The sequence below is a fragment of the Klebsiella sp. LTGPAF-6F genome, from assembly GCF_001753185.1.
Classification (GTDB): domain Bacteria; phylum Pseudomonadota; class Gammaproteobacteria; order Enterobacterales; family Enterobacteriaceae; genus Klebsiella; species Klebsiella michiganensis.
On record NZ_CP017450.1, the window covers coordinates 1,716,164 to 1,741,851 of the forward strand.

18 protein-coding genes and 2 pseudogenes are annotated in these 25,688 nt (G+C 60.9%); 16 read left to right on the plus strand and 4 right to left on the minus strand.

Annotated elements, in window-relative coordinates; translation table 11 throughout:
* Nucleotides 1-203: 203 nt before the first annotated feature.
* From BJF97_RS08000 to BJF97_RS08010, 3 genes are all read left to right on the plus strand, one after another.
* Nucleotides 204-2,927 (plus strand): cation-transporting P-type ATPase, encoded by a 2,724-nt coding sequence (locus BJF97_RS08000; RefSeq protein ID WP_032694567.1) that lies wholly within the window; start codon nt 204-206, stop codon nt 2,925-2,927.
* A gap of 70 nt (nt 2,928-2,997) precedes the next feature.
* Nucleotides 2,998-4,080 (plus strand): efflux RND transporter periplasmic adaptor subunit, encoded by a 1,083-nt coding sequence (locus tag BJF97_RS08005; protein ID WP_032694566.1) that lies wholly within the window; start codon nt 2,998-3,000, stop codon nt 4,078-4,080.
* 10 nt (nt 4,081-4,090) lie between these two features.
* On the plus strand, nt 4,091-7,183 hold the full coding sequence (locus BJF97_RS08010; protein WP_032694565.1) for an efflux RND transporter permease subunit: 3,093 nt from the start codon (nt 4,091-4,093) through the stop codon (nt 7,181-7,183).
* Nucleotides 7,184-7,826: 643 nt separating this feature from the next.
* Here BJF97_RS08010 and BJF97_RS08015 read toward each other — a convergent pair.
* Both BJF97_RS08015 and BJF97_RS08020 read right to left on the minus strand, forming a co-directional pair.
* A complete protein-coding gene (locus BJF97_RS08015) occupies nt 7,827-8,546 on the minus strand; it encodes a phosphodiester glycosidase family protein (RefSeq protein ID WP_014837746.1) in 720 nt (239 codons plus the stop codon).
* A gap of 51 nt (nt 8,547-8,597) precedes the next feature.
* Nucleotides 8,598-9,713, minus strand: a complete 1,116-nt coding sequence (locus BJF97_RS08020) for a YbdK family carboxylate-amine ligase (RefSeq protein ID WP_025107066.1) — start codon at nt 9,711-9,713, stop codon at nt 8,598-8,600.
* Nucleotides 9,714-10,037: 324 nt separating this feature from the next.
* Between BJF97_RS08020 and BJF97_RS08025 the strand changes: the two genes are divergently transcribed.
* The 7 genes from BJF97_RS08025 to BJF97_RS08055 are packed head-to-tail and all read left to right on the plus strand — an operon-like array spanning nt 10,038 to nt 18,078.
* Nucleotides 10,038-11,702: an ABC transporter substrate-binding protein gene (locus BJF97_RS08025; RefSeq protein WP_014228317.1), complete on the plus strand. Its 1,665-nt coding sequence runs from the start codon at nt 10,038-10,040 to the stop codon at nt 11,700-11,702.
* Between the two features lie 18 nt (nt 11,703-11,720).
* Nucleotides 11,721-12,674 carry an ABC transporter permease gene (locus tag BJF97_RS08030; protein ID WP_032695060.1) on the plus strand — a complete coding sequence of 318 codons (954 nt, stop codon included), beginning with the start codon at nt 11,721-11,723 and terminating at the stop codon, nt 12,672-12,674.
* 2 nt (nt 12,675-12,676) lie between these two features.
* Nucleotides 12,677-13,570, plus strand: coding sequence for an ABC transporter permease (locus BJF97_RS08035; RefSeq protein ID WP_014228319.1), 894 nt, complete (start codon nt 12,677-12,679; stop codon nt 13,568-13,570).
* 3 nt (nt 13,571-13,573) lie between these two features.
* Nucleotides 13,574-14,617: an ABC transporter ATP-binding protein gene (locus BJF97_RS08040; protein ID WP_004848592.1), complete on the plus strand. Its 1,044-nt coding sequence runs from the start codon at nt 13,574-13,576 to the stop codon at nt 14,615-14,617.
* A complete protein-coding gene (locus tag BJF97_RS08045) occupies nt 14,607-15,617 on the plus strand; it encodes an ABC transporter ATP-binding protein (protein ID WP_032695061.1) in 1,011 nt (336 codons plus the stop codon). The genes BJF97_RS08040 and BJF97_RS08045 overlap by 11 nt, the downstream gene beginning before the upstream one ends.
* A gap of 18 nt (nt 15,618-15,635) precedes the next feature.
* Complete coding sequence (locus BJF97_RS08050; protein ID WP_032695062.1) at nt 15,636-16,820, plus strand: amidase; 1,185 nt, start codon at nt 15,636-15,638, stop codon at nt 16,818-16,820.
* A complete protein-coding gene (locus BJF97_RS08055) occupies nt 16,810-18,078 on the plus strand; it encodes a Zn-dependent hydrolase (protein WP_032695063.1) in 1,269 nt (422 codons plus the stop codon). Before BJF97_RS08050 ends, BJF97_RS08055 begins: the two co-directional genes overlap by 11 nt.
* A gap of 817 nt (nt 18,079-18,895) precedes the next feature.
* On the opposite strand, the pseudogene BJF97_RS08065 reads toward BJF97_RS08055, so the two are convergent.
* A pseudogene (locus BJF97_RS08065) lies at nt 18,896-19,596 on the minus strand (DMT family transporter); the annotation flags it as partial.
* On the opposite strand from BJF97_RS08065, the pseudogene BJF97_RS08070 reads away from it, so the two are divergent.
* Both BJF97_RS08070 and BJF97_RS08075 read left to right on the plus strand, forming a co-directional pair.
* Nucleotides 19,585-20,007 (plus strand): annotated as a pseudogene (locus BJF97_RS08070) (PLP-dependent aminotransferase family protein); the annotation flags it as partial. The pseudogenes BJF97_RS08065 and BJF97_RS08070 sit on opposite strands and share 12 nt — an antisense overlap.
* A gap of 275 nt (nt 20,008-20,282) precedes the next feature.
* The gene (locus BJF97_RS08075) at nt 20,283-20,924 is read left to right on the plus strand and encodes a LysE family translocator (RefSeq protein WP_014228325.1); all 642 of its coding nucleotides are present in this window, start codon (nt 20,283-20,285) and stop codon (nt 20,922-20,924) included.
* Between the two features lie 24 nt (nt 20,925-20,948).
* On the opposite strand, the gene pdxR is transcribed toward BJF97_RS08075, so the two are convergent.
* A complete protein-coding gene (gene pdxR / locus BJF97_RS08080; RefSeq protein ID WP_014228326.1) occupies nt 20,949-22,415 on the minus strand; it encodes a MocR-like pyridoxine biosynthesis transcription factor PdxR in 1,467 nt (488 codons plus the stop codon).
* 234 nt (nt 22,416-22,649) lie between these two features.
* Between pdxR and BJF97_RS08085 the strand changes: the two genes are divergently transcribed.
* The 4 genes from BJF97_RS08085 to BJF97_RS08100 are packed head-to-tail and all read left to right on the plus strand — an operon-like array spanning nt 22,650 to nt 25,625.
* Nucleotides 22,650-23,501, plus strand: coding sequence for a transporter substrate-binding domain-containing protein (locus BJF97_RS08085; protein WP_004848610.1), 852 nt, complete (start codon nt 22,650-22,652; stop codon nt 23,499-23,501).
* 48 nt (nt 23,502-23,549) lie between these two features.
* Entirely contained in the window at nt 23,550-24,191 is a 642-nt protein-coding gene (locus tag BJF97_RS08090; protein ID WP_004100025.1) for an amino acid ABC transporter permease, read from the plus strand.
* 14 nt (nt 24,192-24,205) lie between these two features.
* On the plus strand, nt 24,206-24,871 hold the full coding sequence (locus tag BJF97_RS08095; protein WP_032695098.1) for an amino acid ABC transporter permease: 666 nt from the start codon (nt 24,206-24,208) through the stop codon (nt 24,869-24,871).
* The gene (locus tag BJF97_RS08100; RefSeq protein ID WP_014228328.1) at nt 24,864-25,625 is read left to right on the plus strand and encodes an amino acid ABC transporter ATP-binding protein; all 762 of its coding nucleotides are present in this window, start codon (nt 24,864-24,866) and stop codon (nt 25,623-25,625) included. The genes BJF97_RS08095 and BJF97_RS08100 overlap by 8 nt, the downstream gene beginning before the upstream one ends.
* Nucleotides 25,626-25,688: the final 63 nt, after the last annotated feature.

The window sequence follows — 25,688 nt, forward strand, 5'->3', positions numbered from 1 at the left end:
AAACATAGTAGACCTCGTTTAGTTTTGGTTTATTAATATTCTGCAATAGTTGTTTTATAGAATTAACTTACCATAAATTTTGTATTGGCGAGAGAGTAAATATTGCGCAAGCTCAAATTATCTCCCGCCTGTTTGAAATTTTTCTCATTGGCCCGGAATGATTCCAGGCTTTCCGCCTCACGGAATTTTAAGGGAGATATATTTTGACCAAAACGATCAAAACTAATAATACCACCCCCTCAGGGGATGTCGCGCCACGCCGCGCATATCAGCAGACGGTTGATGCGGTGCTGGCGCAGAATAAAAGCCATGCCAACGGCCTAAGCGCCGCCGAGGCCGCCGAGCGTTTGAAGACCTTCGGCCCCAACGCCTTGCCGGAGAAAAAAGGCAAGCCGGCCTGGCTGCGCTTCCTTGCCCACTTTAACGACGTCCTGATTTTTGTCCTGCTGGCCGCCGCCGCGCTCACCGCGGTCATGGGCCACTGGGTCGATACGCTCGTCATCCTGGGCGTCACGGTGATCAACGCCCTGATCGGCCATATCCAGGAGAGCAACGCCGAAAAATCGCTGCAGGGCATCCGCAATATGCTCTCCAGCGACGCGCGCGTGCAGCGCAGCGGCAAGCATGAAACCATCCCGACCCGCGACCTGGTGCCGGGCGATATCGTGATTCTGCGCGCGGGTGACCGCGTGCCTGCCGATATGCGCCTGATTGAGAGCCATAATCTGCGGGTCGAAGAGGCGATTCTCACCGGCGAGTCGACGGTGGTGGATAAAACCACCGACGCGCTGGAAGGCGAACTGCCGCTGGGCGACCGTACCAATATGCTCTTCTCCGGCACCACCATCAGCGCCGGCGGCGGCGTTGGCGTGGTGACCGCAACCGGTCAGGAGACCGAGCTCGGCCACATCAACCAGATGATGGCGGGCATTGAGAAGCACCGCACGCCGCTGCTGGTGCAGATGGATAAGCTCGGTAAAGCGATTTTTGTTATCATCCTGGCGATGATGGCCGCGCTGTTCGTCTTCAGCCTCGCGCTGCGCGACATTCCTCTCGGCGAGCTGCTGCTCTCCCTGATTAGCCTGGCGGTGGCCGCCGTGCCGGAAGGCTTACCGGCGATTATCTCGATTATTCTCTCTCTGGGCGTACAGGCGATGGCGCGCCAGCGGGCGATTATCCGCAAGCTGCCGACGGTGGAAACCCTGGGCGCCATGACCGTGGTGTGCTCGGATAAAACCGGCACCCTGACGATGAACGAGATGACCGTCAAAGCGATCATCACCGCCGACTGCTGCTACCGCGTCGAAGGCGACAGCTACGAGCCACAGGGTAACATCTGCCTGGAAGGCAGCAACGAGCCGGTGCAGATTAAACCGGGCAGCGTGCTGGAAACCTATCTGCGCACCATCGATCTGTGTAACGACAGCCAGATGATTCAGGACGAGCGCGGCCTGTGGGGCATTACCGGCGGGCCGACCGAAGGGGCGCTGAAGGTGCTGGCGGCGAAAGCGCAGCTTGCGCCAGTCGATGCCCGCCTGGTCGCGAAAATCCCGTTCGACTCGCAGTACAAGTACATGGCGACCCACCAGAAAATGGGCGACGTCGAGCAGGTGCTGATTACCGGCGCGCCGGACGTGATTTTTGCCCTGTGCCGCCATCAGTTGAGCAAGCAGGGGGCGGTGCCGTTTGAGCCGCAGTACTGGGAAGAGGAGATGGCGCGCTTTGCCCGCCAGGGCCTGCGTATGGTCGCCGCCGCCTACAAACCGGCGAACGTCGGCAGTACGACGCTGACCCACGACGATCTGCGCGAAGGACTGGTCTTCCTCGGCATTGCCGGAATGATGGACCCGCCGCGTCCGGAAGCGATTGACGCTATCCACGCCTGCCAGAACGCGGGGATCCGCGTGAAGATGATTACCGGCGACCACCCGCAGACGGCGATGAGCATTGGCCAGATGCTGGGGATCACCAACAGCAGCCAGGCGATGACCGGCTATCAGCTGGAGCACATGGACGACGCCGAGCTGGCGAAAGCCGCCGTTGAGTACGATATCTTTGCCCGTACCAGCCCGGAGCACAAGCTGCGCCTGGTAAAAGCGCTGCAGGATAACGGCGAAGTAGTTGGCATGACCGGCGACGGCGTCAACGACGCCCCGGCGCTGCGCCAGGCCGACGTCGGGATCGCCATGGGGATTAAAGGCACCGAGGTGACCAAAGAGGCCGCCGACATGGTCCTGACCGACGACAACTTTGCCACCATCGCCAGTTCGGTCAAAGAGGGGCGTCGGGTCTACGACAACCTGAAGAAGACCATTCTGTTCATCATGCCGACCAACCTGGCGCAGGGGCTGCTGATTATCATCGCCCTGCTGGCGGGGAACATCATTCCGCTGACGCCGGTGCTGATTCTGTGGATGAACATGGCCACCTCCGCGACGCTCTCCTTCGGCCTCGCGTTTGAAGCCGCCGAGCGCAACGCCATGAACCGGCCGCCGCGTAAAACCGGCCAGCACGTTATGGACGCCTTCGCCGTCTGGCGCGTCGCTTTCGTCGGCACCATGATCGCCGTCGCCGCCTTTATGCTTGAAGCCTGGCTGGCGCCGCGCGGCCACAGTCCGGAGTTTATCCGCACCGTCCTGCTGCAGATGCTGGTCACCGCACAGTGGGTTTATATGATTAACTGCCGCAGCAGCGACAGCTTCTCGCTGAGCATGGGACTGCTGCGCAACAAAGGCATCTGGCTGGTGAGCGGCGTGCTGCTGCTGATGCAGCTGGTCATCATCTATGTACCGGTGATGCAGACGATGTTTGGCACCGAAGGGCTGCCGCTGCGCTACTGGTTCATCACGCTGGTCATCGGTATCGCGATGTTCCTGGTGGTGGAAGTTGAGAAGCGCCTGACCCGTCGTTTCCGCAAAGCCGCATAGCGTGTCTGACCCGCCCGGCGTCCCTTCTCCTGAGGGGGGAGGGACGCCGCATCGTCGTAAGGAATTCCCCATGAACAAGATTATCCGCTCCGCCCTGCTGGCCTGCGGCCTGGCAGGCTACGCGCTCACCGCCACCGCCGCGCCGGCTATTCCGGTGCGCGTCGCCACCGTGGAACACGCGCCGCATGCCGATGAACGGCAAATCTCCGGCCGCGTTGAGGCCATTCACTCCGTCGATATTCGCGCCCGCACCGAAGGAAAGATTGTGCAGCGCCACTTCCAGGATGGGCAGTACGTCAACCAGGGCGATCCGCTGTTTACGCTGGATGACGCCCAGCCGAAAGCCGCGCTGGCGCTGGCCCAGGCTGAACTGAAAAGCGCGCAGGCTTCGCTACGCCAGGCCCAGCAGCAGCTGAGCCGCTACCAGCAGCTGAAAAATAACCACGCAATCAGCCGCAACGACGTAGACACCGCGCAGATGCAGCGCGATGTCGCCGCCGCCGCCGTCGAGCAGGCCCGGGCGCGCATTGCCGCCCAGCAGATTACGCTCGGCTATACCCGCATTACCTCGCCGGTCACCGGGCGCGTCGGCCATAGTCCTTTTCACGTCGGCGGTCTGGTGAATCCCGCCAGCGGCGTGCTGGTCGATGTGGTCCAGCTTGATCCCATTCGCGTGGCGTTCTCGCTGGATGAAACCGCCTTTTTCGCGAAAGCGGGGCAGCACACGGATATCGCCGCGCTGAAGCAGGCGTGGCTGGCGCAGGTGGATGTCGATGGGCGGCGTGAAGACGGCGCCCTGACCTCCGTCGATAACCGTATTGATAGCCGCACCGCCAGCGTGGCGCTGCGCGCTGAGTTTGCCAACCCGCAGCACCGTCTGCTGCCGGGCGGCAACGTCACGGTTTTCTTCCGGCCGCAGCAGCTTAAGGAGAGCCCGATGATCCCGGCCTCTGCGCTACAGCAGGATGCGCTGGGCTTTTACTGCTGGGTACTGGCGGCGGACAACACCGTGACGATGCGCCGTTTAGCGCCCGCCGGTCAGCATGGCCAGAGCTTCGTGGTGGCCGATGGTCTGAAAGCGGGGGAGCGCGTAGTGACGGAAGGCGCCCAGCGCCTGCGTGACGGCGCGGCCGTTCAGCTGCTGAGTGAATAAGGGAGAGGCGATGCTCACATTTTTTATCCGTCGCCCGCGCTTTGCGATGGTGATTGCGCTGCTGATGACCTTTGTCGGCGCGGTCTCGCTGAAGCTGATCCCGGTCGAGCAGTATCCGCAGATTACGCCGCCGGTCATCAACGTTAGCGCCAACTGGCCGGGCGCCAGCGCGGCGGACGTGGCGGAAGCCATTGCCGCGCCGCTGGAGACCCAGCTCAACGGCGTCGATCATATGCTCTATATGGAGTCCACCAGTTCCGATGAGGGGACCTACAGCCTGAGCCTGACTTTTGCCGCCGGGACCGATGCCGATTTAGCCGCGATCGATGTGCAGAACCGCGTGTCGCAGGCGGTGGCGCAGCTGCCTGCCGACGTGCAGCAGAACGGCGTACAGGTGCGCAAGCGGGCGACGAACCTGCTGATGGGCGTGAGTCTCTATTCGCCGCTCGGCACGCTATCGCCGCTGTTTGTCAGCAACTACGCCAGCACTCAGGTGCGCGAGGCGCTGGCGCGTCTACCCGGCGTCGGGGAAGTACAGATGTTCGGCGCGCGCGACTACAGCATGCGCATCTGGCTGCGGCCCGACCGCATGAACGCGTTGAATATCACAACCGACGATATTGCCCAGGCGCTGCGCGAGCAGAACGTGCAGGGCGCGGCGGGGCAGGTGGGGACGCCGCCGGTATTTAACGGCCAGCAGCAGACGCTGACCATCAACGGTATCGGGCGACTCAGCGACGCCGCCGGCTTCGGGCAAATTGTGGTTCGCAGCGGCGAACGCGGCCAGCTGGTGCGCCTGTCTGACGTGGCGACCATTGAGCTGGGCGCGCGCAGCTATAGCTCCGGCGCGCAGCTGAACGGTAAAGATTCCGCCTATCTCGGTATCTATCCGACGCCCACCGCCAACGCCCTGCAGGTCGCCACCGCGGTGCGCGCTGAGCTGACCCGGCTGCACGCGCGTTTCCCGGCGGATCTCACCTGGGAAGTGAAGTTTGATACCACCCGCTTTGTGGCGGCGACGATCAAAGAGATCGGCGTGTCGCTGGCGCTGACCCTTATGGCGGTGGTGGTGGTGGTTTCGCTGTTCCTCCAGAGCTGGCGGGCAACGCTGATTGTCGCGCTGGCGATCCCGGTGTCGCTTATCGGCACCTTTGCCGTGCTTTATGCGCTGGGCTACAGCGCCAATACCCTGAGCCTGTTCGCGATTATTCTCGCCCTGACGATGGTGGTGGATGACGCCATCGTGGTGGTGGAGAGCGTGGAAACGAAAATGGCGGAGGGGCTGGATCGCGGAGCCGCGACCGCCGAGGCGCTGCGGCAAATCGCCGGGCCGGTGATCGCCACAACTCTGGTGCTGCTGGCGGTGTTTGTGCCGGTAGCGATGCTGCCGGGGATCGTCGGCGAGCTGTATCGCCAGTTTGCGGTGACCTTATCGACGGCGGTGACGCTGTCGAGCGTGGTGGCGCTGACCCTGACGCCCGCGCTGTGCGCGCTGCTGCTGCGTCCGCGGCCGCAGCAGCCAGCCGCCATCTGGCGCGGTTTTAACCGCGGTCTGGATACGGTGCGCGATGGTTACGGGCGTCTGGTCGGGAGGATGAATCGTCGCCCCTGGCTGGCGCTGGCGGCGACGATGGTGGCGGCCGGAGTGGTGGTGTTTAGCTTTACCACCATGCCAAAGGGTTTTCTGCCGCAGGAAGATCAGGGCTACTTCTTTGCCAGCGTGCAGCTGCCTGAAGCCGCCTCGCTGGAGCGTACCGAAGCGGTGATGGCGCAGGCGCGCGAGCTGCTGTTGTTGAATCCGGCGGTTGAGGATGTGATTCAGGTCTCCGGTTTTAATATTCTCAACGGTACCAGCGCTTCAAACGGCGGATTTATCTCGGTGATGCTGAAGGACTGGCACCAGCGGCCGCCGCTGGAGGCGGTGATGGAAAAGGTGCAGGGCCAGCTGATGGGGCTACCGGAGGCGACGATCATGACTTTTGCGCCGCCGACGCTGCCGGGGCTGGGCAACGCCTCCGGGTTTAATTTACGCATTCTGGCCCAGGCCGGACAATCGCCGGCGGAGCTGGAGCAGGTGACGCATCAGGTGCTGCGGACGGCTAACCAGTACCCGCAGCTGAGCCGGGTATTTACCACCTGGAGCAGCAACGTGCCGCAGCTGACGCTCACCGTCGATCGCGACCAGGCGGCCCGCCTGAACGTACCGGTGGCGAGGATTTTCAGCAGCCTGCAAACCGCGTTTGGCGGCACCCGCGCCGGCGATTTCAGCATCAACAATCGTGTCTACCACGTGGTGATGCAAAACGAGATGCAGTGGCGCGAGCGGGCAGAGCAGATAAGCGAGCTGTACGTGCGCAGCGACAGCGGCGAGCGGGTTCGCCTGAGTAACCTGGTGACGATTACGCCGACGGTGGGCGCGCCGTTTATTCAGCAGTATAACCAGTTCCCGTCGGTATCGGTGAGCGGGTCGGCGGCCGAAGGCGTCAGCAGCCGGACGGCAATGGCGGTGATGGAGCAGATTTTACAAGCGAACCTGCCGCACGGTTATGATTACGCCTGGAGCGGCATCTCCTGGCAGGAGCAGCAGACCGGTAACCAGGCGGTGTGGATCGTGCTGGCGGCGGTAGCGATGGCGTGGCTGTTCCTCGTCGCCCAGTATGAGAGCTGGACGCTGCCGGCGAGCGTGATGCTGTCGGTGCTGTTCGCCATCGGCGGGTCGCTGCTGTGGCTCTGGTGGGCCGGTTATGCCAACGATGTGTACGTACAGATAGGCCTGGTGCTGCTGATCGCGCTGGCGGCGAAAAACGCGATTTTGATCGTCGAGTTTGCCCGGGCGAAGCGCGAAGAGGGAATGTCGATCGTCGATGCCGCCCGCGAAGGGGCGACCCGCCGCTTCCGCGCGGTAATGATGACGGCGGTCTCTTTTATCATCGGGATTGTGCCGATGATGCTTGCCACCGGCGCCGGGGCGCAGAGCCGGCGGATTATCGGTACCACGGTGTTCAGCGGCATGCTGGTGGCGACGGTAATCGGCATTTTGTTTATTCCTTCGCTGTACGTGCTGTTCCAGCGGCTGCGCGAGTGGGCCCACCGCCGGATGTAGGTGGCCCGGACCTGTCCGGGCTACAGTACTGCATATTGCCGATAACCCGTAGCCCGGGTAAGGCGTTTACGCCGCAACCCGGGGAATATGCCGCGACGTGGTATTGCTGTGGCTTCTTCCCGGCTTGCGCTGCGCTTAGCCGGGCTACCGGGCCGCAGATTGCCGGTAATCCGTAGCCAGGACAGGCGCGGCAGCGCCGCCTCCGGGAGATTTTCATGCCGCTGCGGATATGTTTCTGAAACAACGTGTCATGCAGCAATGCCCTGGCCCCCGCTGAAATCGGCGAACCGGAGGACCGAAGACAAGGGCTGGCCGCCAGGGATGGCGGACAGAGGCGAATCGAGACAGTGATGTCGAGTTGAGCCGACCGCAGGCTGAGGTCCGGGAGGTGAGCGCAGTGCGCAGCCCCGATTTCTTTGCGGGACCGCGGGGATTGTAAAGGGGGAGACGGTTTTCTCCCCTTTTACCCGTTCACGTGCCTCGATGAGACATTTTCTGCGACTTGATGGTGAACGGAACCCCTCAACACCGTCCCGGAGGCGGCGCTGCCCAATCTCCCTCCCTCAGGCACCGGGCCCGGAAATCCCGGGTCGCGGCGTAAACGCCTTACCCGGGCTACTCCCCGCAGACGATGTTATGAAAACTATCTGCTCTCCACCGCGATCATGGTGACGAACGGATGGTACTGCCACGGCACGCTGCCGCCTTTCTGGTACATCTTCGAAATGGTACCGTCGAGATAGAGCATCTGGCGCACGTTGAGCCTGGACTGCGCGTAGCAGGCAAAATCATAGAAATTGGTTTCGCGCGCGCTGAGCATAAAGACCACTTTGCCATCGCCGGTGATGCCCACGCCGTTACGCAGCTTGCGCGAGCTGGCGGACGGCTTCAACCGCCAGTTGATCTTGCCGTTTTCAATCAGCATCGGCCCGGACTGCACGGCGTAGCGGATGGCCGGCGACGGCCTGAATTTATCGATGTTGACAATCCCCGCGTTTTGCCCGCGCAGATAAAACACCCCGCCGGGACGAATAAAAAAGTTGCCGCCGCCGGAAGCGCGGTTAAGCGGGGTCAGCTGCCTGCCTTTCTCGATATACAGCCCCAGCGGCGCATAGGCTTTATCATAAATTCCGCCGTTCATCGCCATCTGCACCTGTCCGTTGTGGTCGATATCCGCCAGCAGGGAGCGCAGCGATCCCCAGGCTTTGCCGTCCTCTTTTTGCCAGTACATCACGATGCGTTCGCGCTGCGGATCAACGGTATAGCTTTGCAGCGTCAGCGACGGGTCGGTCAGCGAGCACTTCCCGCTGGCGAAAGCGGGCAGGGATAACAGCAGCAGCGGCAGAAGAGAGAAAAAGCGCACGACAGGTTCCAGACAGACGACGAAAGCGTGCAGTATAGCGTTTTATCGCCGCTACGCCGTCCAGATTTCGCAGTGCTTTTGTACCAGCCCGATCAATGACCCGCCGTTGGCGACAAACTCGCGCATCTGCTGCGGCTCGCTGCGATCCTGCTTCGCCTGGCGCACAATCGCCTCCAGCGCGCTGCCGGCATTCAGCTTGTGGGCGCTGGGGGCCAGCCTATCCGCCAGCTGTAAAATTTCTTCGCGCAATGTTCGTTGTTCGCCGCCGTTAACATCGGTGTTGATCCCATCGAGCCCGTAGCGGCAGGCCTGATAGCGGTTGAAGGGGTAGAGCAGATAATCCTCGGGCTGATGCTTAAACGGCCGCTCCGTCAGCAGCCAGCAGGCGATGATCTGAATAAACCCGGCGATATTCACCGCCTGAGCAATCGTCAGCGGCGTATCCATCACCCGGACTTCGACGGTACCAAAGCGCGGGCTGGGGCGGATATCCCAGTGCAGATCCTTCATGCTGTCGATCATGCTGGTATAGCTAAGACGGCGAAACAGACCGGTAAAAGCCTGCCAGTTATTCACCCACGGCATCGGGCCGTTATCGGGATAGGCGGCAAAAAGGTTAAGCCGCGAACAGGCAAAGCCGCTATCGGTCCCGTCGAGCCAGGGCGATGCCGCATTCAGCGCGATAAAATGCGGTACGAAGCGCGAGAGGCCGTGCAGAAGATAGATGGCATCATCGCCGTTTTGACACCCCACGTGCACGTGCTGGCCGAAGATCGTCGCCTGCTTCGCCAGGTAACCAAAGTGCTCGACGGTTTTCAGGTAGCGCGGGTTATCGCTGATCTGCTGACGCTGCCAGCTTTGAAACGGATGCGTTCCGCCGCCGCAGATTTGCACATGATGGCGGGAGGCGGCGCGCAGCACCGCCTGTTGAATCGCGCTCAGCTGTGCGGTGGCCTGGTGGATATCGCGGCAGACGCCGGTGGCGATCTCCAGCATGCTTTCGGTAATGTCATGCTTGGCCTCGCCCGCTTTCAGCGTGCCCTGCACCTCGTCAATCAGCGCGGAAGAGTCCTGGCTCAGATCGAAACCCGGCGGGTTGACGACCTGAAGCTCCAGCTCGATACCGAGGGTAAACGGCTCGGAGCGGTGAAAATCAGGTAACGGCATGGCGACTCCCTCTTTCTCTTTATCAGAAAGTATAGAAGACAACGCCTCAAACTGATGATTTGCCGGACATTATGAATTTAATTTATAGAAAATAACGCCACGTGATTATCCCTTTAAAAAGAAAGTAAGGCTGGTGCAATCCTGCAACAGAATTCCCGCCGGTGGTGCAAAAAGATAAGGTTATTCTATTTTTTAAATAAAATCATATAGATGATATAAGTCATTCTTATTTTATAAGCCATTTCACGCTTATTCCCCGCGCGTTCAGAACTGGTATGTATCTTGCCTGTTAAATAGCGACTTTTATTTAACAGGGACAATGTGATGCTGAAGAAAAAAATATTTTCGCGTAAATGCCATCTCGCCGTTGCTGTTAGCGGAGCATTGGCGCTGATCGCCTCTTTGCCGGCCAATGCCTCAACCCTGCGGATCGCCATGACCGCCGCCGATATCCCTTTGACCCTCGGACAGCCCGATCAGGGCTTTGAGGGCAACCGCTTCACCGGCATTCCGCTCTACGACGCCCTCGTTGAATGGGATCTCTCACAGGGAGAAAAGCCCAGCGGCCTGGTGCCGGGGCTGGCGACCGAGTGGCACGTTGACCCGCAAAATCAAAGCCGCTGGATTTTCACCCTGCGCCCGGGCGTTAAGTTTCACGATGGTTCAACGGTCAACGCCGATGCCATCGTCTGGAACGTGGATAAGGTGCTGAATAAAGCCGCGCCGCAGTATGCCCCGGGCCAGATAGGCAACACCCTCTCACGCATGCCGACCCTGACCGGCGCGGAAAAGATTGACGACCACACCGTGGCGCTGACCACCTCCGAACCGGACGCGCTGCTGCCGTACAACCTTACCAACCTGTTTATCGTTTCGCCGACGGCGTGGCAGAAGCTGTATGACGCGGTGCCGGCAAACGCCGGCGATGCCGCCGCGCGTAGTAAGCAGGCGTGGACCGAGTTCGCCGCCCACGCGGTGGGCAGCGGTCCGTTCAAAATGGAAAAACTGGTTCCTCGCCAGCAGCTGATCCTCGATAAGAACCCCGACTACTGGAACAAAGATCGCATTCCGCGAGTGGACAAAGTGGTGCTGATCCCGCTGCCGGAAGCTAACGCCCGCACGGCGGCGCTGCTCTCGAAGCAGGTGGACTGGATCGAAGCCCCGGCCCCGGACGCGGTCGATCAGATAAAAGCCCAGGGCTTTAAAATCTACGCCAACACCCAGCCGCACCTGTGGCCGTGGCAGTTCTCCTTCGAAGAGGGCTCGCCGTGGAAAGATATTCGCGTGCGCAAAGCCGCCAACCTGTGCCTGAACCGCGCGGAGCTCAAAAGCTATCTCGGCGGCTATATGACCGAAGCGACCGGCGTCTACGAGGCCGGCAGCCCGTGGCACGGTAAACCCACTTTCCAGATCAAATATGACCCGGATACCGCCCGTAAGCTGATGACCGAAGCCGGGTATAGCGCCGGGAAACCGCTGCACGTCACGGTCGCCACCTCGGCCTCCGGCTCCGGGCAGATGCAGCCGCTGCCGATGAACGAGTACATCCAGCAGAGCCTGAAAAGCTGCTTCTTTAACGTCGACATTAAGGTCAACGAATGGAACACCCTGTTTACCAACTGGCGTCTCGGGGCGAAAGATCCGTCGGCGAAAGGGATCGACGCGATCAACGTCAGCGCCGCGGTTAACGATCCCTATTTCGGCATGATCCGCTTCTCCACCGCGAAGGCCTTCCCGCCGGTGGCGACCAACTGGGGCTACTTTTCGACCCCGGAAACCGAAAAGCTGGCGGCGGCGGTGAAACACGCGTTTACCCCGGCTGAAATGGATAAAGCCGCGGGTGAACTGCACGCCGCGCTGGTCGATCAGGTGCCGTTCCTGTTCGTCGCCCACGATGTCGGGCCAAGGGCGATATCGCCAGCCGTCACCGGTGTGGTACAGCCGCAAAGCTGGTTTATCGACCTCAGCCTGGTGAGCAAAAAAGAGTAATCGACACGGGAGCAAGAGATGATCAATACGCTGCTATATCGCATCCTGCTGGCCATCCCCACCATGCTCGGGGTAGCGGTGATCTGTTTTATGCTGGTGCAGATAGCGCCGGGCGACCCGCTGGTATCGGTGATGCCGCCGGACGCTTCGGAATCGCTGCGTCAGACCTTAATGCAGGCCTACGGCTTTGATAAACCGCTGCCGCTGCAGTTTGTGCACTGGCTATGGCGGGCGCTGCACGGCGATCTGGGCATGTCGGTCGCCACCGGGCGCCCGGTCATCGATGAAGTGATGACGGCGGTCACCTACTCTCTGCGTCTGGCGCTGCTGGCGACGGCGATCGGGTTTGCGCTGGGCAGCCTGTTCGGTTTTGTCGCCGGCTACTTTCGTAACAGCATTATTGACCGTCTGGCCTCGGTGCTATCCGTGTTTGGCGTCAGCGTACCGCACTACTGGCTGGGGATGCTGCTGGTCATCGTTTTTAGCGTCAAATTCGCGCTGCTGCCGGCGACCGGCGGCGGGCCAATCGGCGAGGTGGGCTGGCAGTGGAACTGGGAACACCTGCAGTTTATGCTGCTGCCGGCCTTCACGCTGTCGGTGATCCCGACCGGCATTATCGCCCGCACCGTTCGCTCGCAGGTGGCGGACATTCTCAGCCAGGAGTTTATCGTCGGCCTGCGCGCCCGGGGGCTCAACGAGTCGCGGATCTTTCTGCACGTGGTGAAAAACGCCGCCCCGACCGCGCTGGCGGTGATGGGGCTGCAGGTCGGCTATCTGATGGGCGGCTCGATTCTGGTGGAAACCGTCTTCTCCTGGCCCGGCACCGGTCTGCTGCTCAACACCGCTATCTTCCAGCGCGATCTGCCGCTATTGCAGGGCACCATCTGGGTACTGGCGCTGTTCTTTGTCCTGCTCAATCTGCTGGTGGATATTCTGCAAACCAGTCTCGATCCGCGAATTAAGAGGAGCTGACGATGGTGGATACCGTGACGACCAAAGGCATTACCGTCTCTGCCGCGACGGTTGCCAGACAAGGCTACTGGCGCGGCGTGTTTCGCCGCCTGCTGCGCGACCCGGGCGGCGTATTCGTCGGCGCGATCATTCTCATCCTGCTGGCGCTGGCGCTGTTCGGTCCCTGGCTAATCGTGAAAGATCCGTATCAAACGTCGATGTTTTTACGCCTCAAACCGATTGGCGCCGACGGCTTTCCGCTGGGCTCCGATGAGCTCGGGCGCGATATGCTATCAAGGCTGATTCTCGGCACCCGGCTGTCGCTGTTTATGGGGATTGTCCCGGTGGTGTTCGCCTTTTTCATCGGCGGGGCGATCGGCATCATCGCCGGCTATGCGGGCGGTAAAACCAACACCCTGATTATGCGCACCGTGGACGTGTTTTACGCCTTTCCCTCGGTGCTGCTGGCGATCGCGCTCTCCGGCGCGCTGGGGGCGGGGATCGGTAACGCGCTGCTCTCGCTGACCCTGGTGTTCGTGCCGCAGGTGGCGCGTATCGCCGAAAGCGTCACCGCGCAGGTGCGGCATATGGACTATATCGACGCCGCCCGGGCCACCGGGGCCAGCGCGTTCACCATTATTCGCGTCCAGGTGCTGGGCAACGTGCTGGGGCCGATTTTCGTCTTCTCCACCGGCCTGATTTCGGTGTGCATGATCCTCGCCTCCGGGCTCTCTTTTCTCGGTCTCGGGGTTCGCCCGCCGGAGCCGGAATGGGGGCTGATGCTGAACACCCTGCGTACGGCGATTTATACCCAGCCGTGGGTAGCGGCGCTGCCCGGCCTGATGATTTTTATCACCTCCATTTCGTTCAATATCCTCGCGGACCGCCTGCGTGCGGCAATGGCGATTAAGGAGTAAGCGATGCAACCCTTTATCAATATCGACCTCGGCGGACCGGCGCAGCCGCTGCTGAAGGTCAACAATCTGCTGAAACATTTTCCCGCCGGCGGCGGCAAAGCGCGCGAAGTGGTGCAGGCGGTGGACGACGTCAGTTTTTCGGTGATCAAAGGCGAAACCCTCGGCGTGGTGGGGGAGTCGGGCTGCGGTAAATCCACCACCGCGCGGCTGCTGATGCAGCTGCTTAAGCAGGACAGCGGGGAGCTGATCTTCGATGGTCTGGAGGTGGGCTCATCGCGCCTGCCGATGAAAGCGTATCGCCGCCAGGTGCAGATGGTTTTCCAGGATAGCTACGCCTCGCTCAACCCGCGCATGACCATGGAAGAGAGCATTGCGTTCGGCCAGCGGGTACACGGCGTCAGCGCCAAAGAGGCCAGCGAGTACGCCCGCTATCTGCTGGCGCACGTCGGCCTTGAGCCGGAACGTTTTGCCCATCGTTATCCGCACGCGCTTTCCGGCGGCCAGCGCCAGCGGGTGAATATCGCCCGCGCGCTGGCGATGAAGCCCCGGCTGGTGATCCTCGACGAGGCCGTCTCGGCGCTGGATAAGTCGGTGGAAGCTCAGGTGCTGCAGCTGCTGCAGGAGCTGAAGCGGACGCTGGCGCTGACCTATGTGTTTATCAGCCACGATCTGCACGTGGTGCGCTGGCTGTCGGACCGCATTCTGGTGATGTATCTCGGCGAGGTGGTGGAGATTGGCCCGGCGGAGCAGCTGTTTACCGCCTCGGCCCACCCCTATACCCGGGCGCTGTTAAGCTCGATGCCGTCGATGGACCCGCACAATCGCACCTTAACCTCGCCGCTGAGCGGCGATCCGCCCAGCCCGATTTCTCCGCCCTCCGGCTGCCGCTTTCATACCCGCTGCCCGCACGCCAGAGCGGTGTGCGCCGAGGTGAAACCGACGCTCGAAAGCGTCGGCGAGGGGCACCAGAGCGCCTGCCTGATGGCGCAGCCCGCGTCGCCCTGGCATCAAAATATCGCCATTCAGGAGGTCAGCCATGTCGCATGAAGCCTACGTCCATATCCGCGACCTGCGGGTTGAGTTTCGCCGCGACGGTCAGACGGTCAACGCGGTCAACGGCGTCTCCTTTGATGTGCAAAAAGGCGAGGTGATGGCGCTGATCGGCGAGTCTGGCTCCGGGAAAAGCGTCACCCTGCGCGCCCTGATGCGGCTGCACCCGCCGAAAAGCAGCGTGCTTTCCGGTACCCTGAGGGTCGGGGAAGAGGATGTGTTGAACATGAGCGCCGGGCAGCTGCGGCGCTACCGCGGCGCGCGCTGCGCGATGATTTTCCAGGAGCCGCTGCTGGCCTTCGACCCGGTCTATACCGTGGGCCAGCAGATTGTCGAGGGGCTGCGTCGCCATGAAGGCCTGTCGCGGCAGGCGGCGCGGGAAAGGGCGCTGGAGGCGCTGCGTCAGGTGCGCATTCCGAGCCCCGAGCGGCGGCTGGATGCTTACCCGCACGAGATGTCCGGCGGGATGCGCCAGCGGGCGATGATTGCCCTCGCGCTCTCCTGCAACCCGCAGCTGCTGCTGGCGGATGAGCCGACCACCGCCCTCGATGCCACGGTGCAAATCCAGATCCTGATTCTGCTGCGCGAGCAGCAAAAGCAGCGCGATCTGTCGATTATATTTGTGACCCACGATATCGGCGCGGCGGTGGAGATCGCCGACCGGGTGGCGGTGATGTACGCCGGGCGCATCGTGGAGGAGGCGTCGATCGAGGAGATTCTGTATCGTCCGCGCCATCCCTATACCCAGGTGCTGCTGGGCAGCCGGCCGAAAGAGGGGTTGAAAAAGGGCGATGCGCTGCACTGTATCCCCGGCTCACCGCCGGATCTCTCGCGCCTGCCGCCGGGCTGCGCGTTTGCCGAACGCTGTCCACACGCGCGCCCCGCCTGCGCGCAAAGCCAGCCGACGACCGAACCGGCCGGGCCGCGTCACGTGGTAAGTTGCCATCGCTGGCGTGATCTGAGCCCGTCCGTTGAAAACCAGGCGCTTTACGCCTGAGGCCAGGAGGAAACCATCATGCAGGACGACATTCGCGCTTTTATGCCCTATCCGCCGCATCCGGTGGCGCATGCGCTCAGCGGGCCGCTGAGCGGCTTAACCTTTGCGGTCAAAGATCTGTTCGACGTGGCGGGCTACCCAACCGGCGGGGGCAATCCGCACCTGCTGGCGCTGTCCGGGATTAAAAACCGCACCGCGCCGGTGGTGCAAAAGCTGTTAGATAACGGCGCGCGCTTTATCGGCAAAACCCATACCAGCGAGCTGGCGTATTCGATGAGCGGGCACAACGTGCATTACGGTACCCCGCGCAACGGCGCCGCGCCGAATCATATACCCGGCGGATCGTCGTCCGGCTCGGCGTCGGCGGTATCGAACGCGGCGTGCGACTTTGCCCTCGGCAGCGATACCGGCGGCTCGGTACGCACGCCGGCGAGCTACTGCGGACTGTTTGGCCTGCGTCCAACCCACGGCCGTCTCTCCCTCGACGGCTGCCAGCCGCTGTGCGCCACCATGGACACCTGCGGCTTCTTTGCCCGCTCGCCGGAGGTCTTTTCCGCCGTCGCCGCCTGTCTGTTCGACGCTGAACGCGCGGATCTCAACGGCGTGCGGCTGGCCTGCCACGATGGGCTGTTTTCCCGCCTGCCGCTGCGCAGCCAGCAGGCGCTGCTGCCGGTCCGCCAACGGCTGGCGCGCTTTTTCGGCCCGTTAGCGCCGCTCGACGCGCCGCTGCCCGACGCGGACGATATTTATCTCGCCTTCCGTCAGATTCAGGGCTACGAAGCGTGGCAGGCGCAGGGCGAAACCATTGAGCGCTATGGTCTGCAGCTAGGCCCGGACGTCCGCGAGCGCTTTTTCTGGGGCAAAGCGGTCACCCGCGCGCAGTTTGACGCCGCCTGCCAGCTGCGCGAGCGTTTTACCGCCTGGTGGGACGCGCAGCTGGGCGATGCGGTCCTGGTGATGCCGACCGTTCCCGATGGCGCGCCGCTGGTGACGGCGCAGGCCGAAGAGATAGAAGCGGTCCGGCGCCTGTCTCACGACCTGCTGTTAATTTCCGTGATGACCCAACGTCCGCAGGTGACGCTGCCGGTCGCCCAGACGGGCGGTCTGCCGCTGGGGATGTCATTTTTAGGCCCGCGCGGCAGCGATCGTCTGCTTGTCGAGCTGGCCGCCGCGTTTATGCAAGGAGACCGAAATGAGCAGTGATGTCCTTTTTACCCCGATGACCGAAACCACCGACTGCCGGGTTAACGGCGAGCGTCTGTGGGAGTCGCTGATGGCGCTGGCGGAAATCGGCGCCACGCCGAAGGGCGGCTGCTGTCGTCTGACGCTCACCGATCTCGATCGCCAGGGGCGGGATTTAGTGATTAGCTGGGCGCAGGCGGCGGGGATGCGCGTCACCGTCGATAAAATCGGCAACGTCTTTATGCGCCGGGAAGGGCGTAATCCGGCGCTGCCGCCGATTGTCTCTGGCAGCCATATTGATACCCAGCCCACCGGCGGCAAATTTGATGGCAACTACGGCGTGCTGGCGGCGCTGGAGGTGGTGCGCACCCTGAACGATCGGCATATCGAAACCGAAGCGCCGATTGAAGTGGTGTTCTGGACCAACGAAGAGGGTTCGCGCTTTGTGCCGGTGATGATGGGCTCCGGGGTGTTTGCCGGGGTATTCCCGCTGGAAACTGTCTATGCCGCGCAGGATGCGGACGGTAAAACCGTGGGCGAGGAGCTGGCGCGCATCGGCTATATCGGCAGCCAGACGCCGGGCGATCATCCGATTGGCGCCTACTTTGAAGCGCATATTGAACAGGGGCCGATTCTGGAGGATGAAGCGAAAATTATCGGTATCGTGCAGGGCGTGCTGGGGATCCGCTGGTATGACTGCGTGGTAACCGGCCAGGAGTCCCACGCCGGACCGACGCCGATGCGCCTGCGTCAGGATGCGCTGCAGGCGGCGACCCGCATTATGCAGGAGGTCGTGGCGATCGCCGGGCGCAGCGACGAGGGGCGCGGTACGGTAGGGAGGGTGCAGGTCTATCCGAACAGCCGCAACGTGGTGCCGGGAGAGGTCACTTTTTCGATTGATATGCGTAATCTCAGCGATGCGCTGGTGGATGAGATGGACCGCCAGCTGCGGGCGTTTATCGCCGGGGTTGAGCGGGAGAGCGGCCTGAAGGTGGCGCTGAAAGAGGTGAGCCACTATCCGGCGGCGCCGTTCCACCCGGAGTGCCAGGCGGCGATCGCCGACGCCGCGCAGCGGCTGGGCTATCCGGCGCGGGATATTGTCTCCGGCGCCGGGCACGACGCGGTGTATATGAGCTATCTGGCGCCGACCGGGATGATTTTTATCCCCTGCAGGGACGGGATCAGCCACAACGAAATTGAGTATGCGTCGCCGGAGCACGTTGAGGCCGGCGCGAACGTGCTGCTGCAGGTGATGCTGCAGTACGCGCGGGTGGTATAAACCGCCGCTCTCCCCGGTCGCGCTGCGCTTACCGGGGCTACGGGTTTCCAGCCGCCTGCGGGGCAGTAGCCCGGGTAAGGCGTTTACGCCGCGACCCGGGATTTTCGGGCCCGGAGCCTGAGGGAGGCAGATTGGGTAGCCCGGACAGGCGCGTCAAGCGCCGCCTCCGGGACGGTGTGGTAGGGGTTCCGTTCACCGCTATTTCGCAGAAAATGTCTCACCGTGGTAGGTGAACGGGTAAAGGGGGAGAAAACCGTCTCCCCCTTTACAATCCCCGCGGTCCCGCAAAGAAATCGGTGCTGCGCACTGCGCTCACCTCCCGGACCTCAGCCTGCGGTCGGCTCAACTCGACATCGCTGTCTCGATTCGCCTCTGTCCGCCATCCCTGGCGGCCAGCCCTTGTCTTCGGCCCTCCGGTTCGCCGATTTCAGCGGGGGCCAGGGCATCGCTGCATCTCACGTTGTTTCAGAGATATCCCCGCTGCTGTATGAAACTCTCCCGGAGGCGGCGCTTGACGCGCCTGTCCGGGCTACAAGAGCTACGGGTTTCCAGTCGTCAGCGGGGAGTAGCCCGGGTAAGGCGTTTACGCCGCGACCCGGGATTTCCGGGCTACAAGGGCAATACAGGCTAGCTGCCAAATTTGCGCGAACCGATAACGCACAGAATCACGCCCAGGGTTACGGTCAGCATCAGGCCGTTCTCCCCGGTCGCGCTGCGCTTACCGGGGCTACGGGTTTCCAGCCGTCTGCGGGGCGGTAGCCCGGGTAAGGCGTTTACGCCGCGACCCGGGATTTCCGGGCTACAAGGGCAATACAGGCTAGCTGCCAAATTTGCGCGAACCGACAACGCACAGAATCACGCCCAGCGTCACGGCCAGCATCAATGGGCAAGCGCCGCCGCCAGGCCAAGCCCGAAGAACGGCTGTAATAGCTGGAGCTGGCCGACGGCGGCGATACCGCCAGCGGCGAGCCCTTTGTACCAGAAAATAAAGCCGATAAGCATGCTAAAGAGCGACACATAGCCGAGCGCGATCCGGGCGGAAGGCGATATAGCGCCCCATGACGCTGGCCGGGTCATCCACGAGGCCACCAGCATAAAAGGCAGCGCCATAATCAGCGCCCAGCTAATCACCTGCCAGCCGCCGAGCTCCCGGGTCAGCTTCGCGCCCTCCGCATAGACGAGGCCGCAGACGATCACCGCCGCCAGCATCAGCAGATCGCCGCTGAGCGACGCCGCCGCGTTTTTCGTCAGGGCGAATCCCACCACCAGCAGGCTGCCAATAACCGAAAAGATCCAGAAAGCGCGGCGCGGACGTTCTCCGCCGCGCAGTATGCCAAAAATGGCCGTCATCAGCGGTAATAGCCCGATAAAAACGATCGAATGCGCAGACGTGACGTGCCGCAGGGCCAGCGCCGTGAGCAGCGGAAAGCCGATCACCACCCCTGACGAGACGATGGCCAGCGGCACAAGCTGCTACGCGCGCGGCCGTTTCTGACGAAAGCCTGCCCGTCCCGCTATCGGCCGGAGATTGAGCGCGCTATACGGGCCACCACGTGGAACACCCCTTCGCTGGTGAGTTCGCTGATCTGCACCTGGATTGAAGACGGCACGGTAGCGCGTTTTGAAGCGCAGAAACGCCAGGATGCGCGGCGGCAGGGGGTTGCCCGCGAGGTTCTCGGCGCGCTTCCCTTCGTCAGCCATCCGGGTTCGTATTTTGTCTGGCTGCCTCTGGGCGAGGAGGGTCGGGCCGATCGGCTGGCGAAAACGCTGATGGAGCGCCATATTTCCGTGTCGACCGCCGAGCCTTTTTGCGTTACAGCGAACGTTCCGCAGGCGCTCCGCATCGCCCTCGGCTCCGTTCCCTTCGATAGCCTGCGCGCGGCGCTAGTCCAGGTTCGCGAAGCCGTGGAGTATGAGCAATATCGCTAGCGTTTCGGCGGCGAGCGATAGGGTGACTTATTAGTAACGTTTTATGGGGTAAATAGAGGGTTAATAGTCTTAGAATAAATGTTGTTTTTTTATTGTTATGATTTATAGGGTTAATTTTAAATTTAATGACAATATAAAATTGTTACGGTAGTGTACAAAACACATCAAGTACGGTTGTGCTGTTGACGCTGAGCGAGCGCACGTCCTGAAGATACGACGTTGTTAATCATTTCAGGGGCGGAGCCGCGCCCTGTTCTGTACAGGATACTTTTTCAATGCAGCAGCTCTACCTTTATATACTGATTGCCAGCCTGACCATTGCCAGCCCCGGGCCAGGAGTGCTCCTGACGCTGACCAACACCCTGAATTATAATCTGCGTAATGCAATGGCGGGGATTATCGGCGTGGCGGTGGGGATGGGCGTCATATCGATTATTGCTGCCAGCAGCGTTGGCGTGATGATTACCACCTCTCAGCTGACGCTGTTGATAGTCAAGGGGGTTGGGGCGGCCTATCTGATCTATCTGGGCGTAAAGCTGTTTCGCTCGGTGCCCCGCGCGCTGAATCAACCTCTCTCTTCCGCCGATTCAACGATGCCTTCCGCCAGCCAGCGGTTTCGTCAGGGAGTACTGGTGTCGTTGTTTAATCCCAAACCCATTGTGTTTTTTATGGCGCTGTTTCCCCAGTTTATTCATCCGCAGCAGCCCTTTATTCCGCAGTTCAGCGTGCTGTCGATAACCTTCTGTATTCTGGTGGTTGTCATTCATTCACTCTACGGCCTTTTCGCGCACAGCGTAAAAACGAAAATGTCGTCCGGGAATGCCTTTGTTAAGCTGAATAAAACCGGTGGCATCGTGTTTGTGTGTTTTGCCGTCGGTCTTATTGTTTCCGCCGTTCATCCTTATTTGTCGTCATGACCGTGAGGGCGCGGGGCCCGGCGTTCAGCCCATCTGCGCCAGCTGGCCGCGCAGTACCTCCACGCCCTGTTCGATGGCGTCAGGGTGAATGGCGTGGAACCCCATCCGGAAGAAATTAGCCGGCGGCGCGTCGCTGAGAAAATGCCGCGCGCCGGGCTCAATCAGTACCCCGGCGTGGGCGGCGCGCCAGGTCAGCTGCTGGGTGTTAATTTGCTCCGGCGTGGCCAGCCAGAACGCGTTGGCGTGTTCGCTGCCGGGGATGATGCGGCACTCCGGCAGATGCTGCTGTAGCGCGTTGTTGAGACGGTCCCAGCGCTGGGCAGAGTCGTAATGGTAGCGCCGCAGGTGGGTTTCATAGTGGCCCTGGGCGAGGAAATGGGCCATCTGATACTGAATATTGGTCGGCGGATGACGATACACCAGCCGCCGCAGCGCCCGGGCTTCGTCAATCAGATCCGGGTCAGCGACCATAAAGCCCAGCCGCAGGCCCGGCGATAGCGCTTTTGACAGGCTGCTCACGTAGATCACTCTTCCGCAGCGATCGCTGGCCTTCAGCGCCGGCAGCGGGTTGAGCATAAAGTTACTTTCAGAGTCGTAATCGTCCTCAATAATCACCGCATCATGGCGAGCGGCATGCTCCAGCAGCTGGTCGCGCCGCGCTTTGCTCATCGCCACCCCGGTTGGCACCTGGTGTCCGGGAGTGACGTAGTAGTAATCGCAGGGGGCGTCGTTGAGGACGATCCCCTGTTCATCCACCGGATGCGGCACGATATCGGTATCGGCAAGCAGAAAGGTGTTAATGGCCTCGCGAAAGCAGGGATTCTCCACGCCAACGCGCGTGCTGGATGACATCAGCAGGCGCGTCAGCAGGTACAGCGCGTTTTGCGAACCGAGGGTAATCAGAATCTCGTCCGGCGAGGCGACAATGCCGCGTTTGGGCAGCACCCGGGTGCGGATCTGCTCAATCAGCATCGGCACGTCGCGATCGATGTGATCCACCACCCACTCTGGGTCGCGAACCCCGCCGTGCAGCCAGTTTGCCGCCGAGCGCCAGGTCGCCAGCGGGAACTGGCGAGTATCCGGCTGGCCGTAGATAAACGGATAGCGGTAGTTCATCCAGCCGGCCGGCTTCAGAATCGACTCCTGCTGGCTGGGGGTGATTTGCAGCCGCGTGCCCCAGCGTGGTGCAGAACCCTCGTCCTGCGGTGCAGCTTCCGGCGCCGAAGAGGGGCTGGCGTGCTGGTAATCCGGATGCAGGTAATAACCGCTGCGCGGGCGACTCACGAGGTATCCCTCGTTAACCAGACCCTCAAAAACCAGCGCCGTGGTGTTGCGCGAGACCCGCAGCTGGCTGGCCAGCTGGCGGCAGGAGGGGAGCGGCGTGTCGGCGGAAAAAATGCCGCCCAGAATGGCGTTAATCAGCGTCTCGCGCACCTGCTCCTGCAAACCGCGGCGCGGGTCGAAATCAACGTGTAACAGGTGTCGGATCATGCCTGGCTCCTTACTCAAACGCACAGTACAGACACTGGAGCAAATTCCATACCACCCTGAGAATGACTGACACATCCGCGCGGTGAATCTGGCTCTATCCGGAAATTTAAAACGCTCCCTACAGTAAAAACGTATTCATCAGTCGCGGACCGGAACTTCCGTCGGCACATATTTTGCAAAACCTTTTCATGTTCTGGAGTGAACACGTCTGGCGAATTAATTAGGGGTGAATTAATGAAAAAATCATTAGGTTCAATTTGTCTGGGCGCCATCATGGCGATGGCCTTTTCTTATCACGCAGCCGCCGCGGATCTTCCGGAAATAGAAAAATCCGGCACCCTGAAAGTCGCGACCGAAGATGATTACGCGCCTTTTAACTTTATGAATAACGGCCAGGCGGATGGCTTCAACAAAGATATGCTCGATGAATTACGCAAATACGCGAAATTCAACGTCGACCAGAGCATTTTGCCGTGGACCGGATTACTGGCGGCGGTTTCTACCGGGCAATACGATATGGCCTTAACCGGCGCGGTAATTACCGACGATCGTCTCAAGGTCTTTGATTTCACGCCGCCGTGGGCGTCAGCGCAGCACTATTTTGTCAAACGCGCGGGCGATAATTCCCTGAATACCATTGCCGAACTGAGTGGGAAAAAAGTGGGCGTTCAGGCGGGCAGCGCGCTGCTGGCAAGGCTGCCAGAACTGAAAGCGATGCTGGAGAAAACCGGCGGTAAGCTGGGGCCGGTGGTGGAGTATCCCTCCTACCCGGAAGCTTACGCCGATCTCGCCAACAAACGCCTGGACTACGTGATTAACGTGGTTATCTCGGTCAACGACCTGGCGAAGGCCAAGCCGAAGGTGTTCGCCAAAGGTCTGGCGGTATCCGGCCCGGGCTATATGGCCTGGCCGATCCCGAAAAACTCGCCGCAGCTGCTGGCCTATATGACCAAATTTATGAACCACATGAAGGAGACCGGCAAGCTCGCGGAACTCCAGAAAAAGTGGTTTGGCGAAACCTATGACGATCTTCCGAACGTGCCAATCACCAGCCCGGAACAGTTCCATAAATTGGCCGGTCTGTAATGCGTTCTGCGGCGGGTAACCGCCGCCCGTTGAGTGAAGGAGGGCTTCATGGATGCAATTTCCTGGCAGTTACTGATTGAAGGCGCATGGACGACCCTCTGGATTTCGGCCATCGCCATTGCCTTTGGGGTGGTGATTGGCCTGCTGATTGCGCTGGTGCGCATGCTGCGCATTCCGGTTATCGATCAGCTGCTGGTGGTCTATATCAGCCTCGCCCGCGCGACGCCGCTGGTCACGCTGGTGCTGTTCCTGTTTCTTTCTCTGCCGACCGTCGGGATTAACCTCGACAAAAACGTCGCGGCGATTGTGGCGCTGACGCTCAATACCTCGGCCTTTAACGCCGAAATATGGCGCAACGCCTTTCGCACTTTTCCCCGCGAACAGCGGGAAGCGGCGGAGTCGGTCGGGATGCGCCGCTGGGCCTACTTCCGCTACATCATGCTGCCGCAGATGTGGATTGAAAGCCTGCCCGCGCTGGTTAACGAGATGTCGTTCCTGATTAAGGGCAGTCCGGCCATTGCGGTGATTGGCGTGGTGGATTTGACGCGCGTCACCAACCGGATTTCTTCGGTCACCTATGAACCGCTTTCGCCAATCCTGGCGGCGGGTCTGCTGTACGTGGTGATTATTGGCCTGCTGCTGAAATTGCAGGGAATGGCCGAGCGTAAAGCGAAGCGTCTGGCACGATAAATACGGGAGGTGCTATGAATCAGTGGGCCGTTATCTGGTCGGTGCGCGACAGCTTTATTGCCGGTTTACTCGCCACCCTTGAGCTTTTTATTACCGCGGCAATTGCCGGATTAATTATCGGCATTGTCCTGTGCTATTTAACCGAATATCAAAAGAAAATCCTTAACCGGCTTATTATTGCCTTTGTCAGCTTAATGCGGGCGATTCCCTTTTTGATTCTCGCCTATTTGCTCTATTACGGGCTGCCGCAAGTGGGTATTAGTATGGAGCCCTGGACCGCCGGCTTAATTGCCTTAATTATCTACCACGGCGCCTATTTCTTTGAGATTTTGCGCAGCCAGCGGCGGGTATTTTCCGGTGGCTATATCGAGGCGGCGGTCGCGCAGGGGTTTTCGCGCTACAAAATATTCCGCCGCATTATTCTGCCCAATATTCTCTCTTCCGCGCTCCCGCTGATGGGGAACCAGCTGATTATCTGCCTGAAAGATACCGCTTTCCTCAGCATTATCACCGTCCAGGAGATAACCGCTGCGGCTAACAGCGTGCAGGCCACCTATTTTATCCCGTTTAACGCTTTTATCGTCGCGATTGGGCTCTACTGGGCGATCAGCATTCTGCTGGAGCTGCTGATTAAACGCCTGAGCGCCTGGGGAGTCAGAAGAGGAATGAGTCATGTCTGATACTACTGCTGTAAGCGTCAAAAACGTCTCTAAACAGTTTGATAACGTGGAAGTTCTGCGTGATATCAACCTGACGGTAGAAAAGGGGACCGTGGTGAGCATTCTCGGCTCGTCGGGGTCGGGTAAATCGACGCTGCTGCGCTGCATGAACTGGCTGGAACAGCCGGATCGCGGCGAGATCCGCATCAGCGGCCAGCGGCTGGGGATTGATGAGCATAATGGCCGCGCGATGTCCCATCGCCAGCTGTCGAAAATCCGCGAGCGGGTAGGCATGGTGTTTCAGAGCTTTAACCTGTGGCCGCACCTGACGGTGCAGCAGAACGTCAGCGAAGCGCTGCTGCACGTGAAGGGGATGAAGCGTGATGAAGCGAAAGCTATCGCCATGCAGCAGCTGGAGAAAGTGGGGATGGCGCATAAAGCCGACGTTTACCCGATTACGCTCTCCGGCGGACAGAAGCAGCGGGTGGCGATTGCCCGTTCGCTGGCGATGTCGCCGGAGGTGATTCTGTTTGATGAGCCGACGTCGGCGCTGGATCCCGAGCTGGTCAACGAGGTACTGGGGGTAATGAAGGCGCTGGCCGCCGAGGGCTACACGATGGTGGTGGTGACCCACGAGATGGACTTTGCGCGCCAGGTCTCGGATGAGGTGGTGTTTCTTGAGAAGGGGTTGTTGATTGAGAAAGCGCCGCCGGAGAAGTTTTTCACCAACCCGGATTCCGAGCGCGTCAGGCAGTTTTTGCAGAGCAGCCGGTAAGCATCAGCGGCCGTTCTCCCCGGTCGCGCTGCGCTTACCGGGGCTACGGGTTTCCAGCCGTCT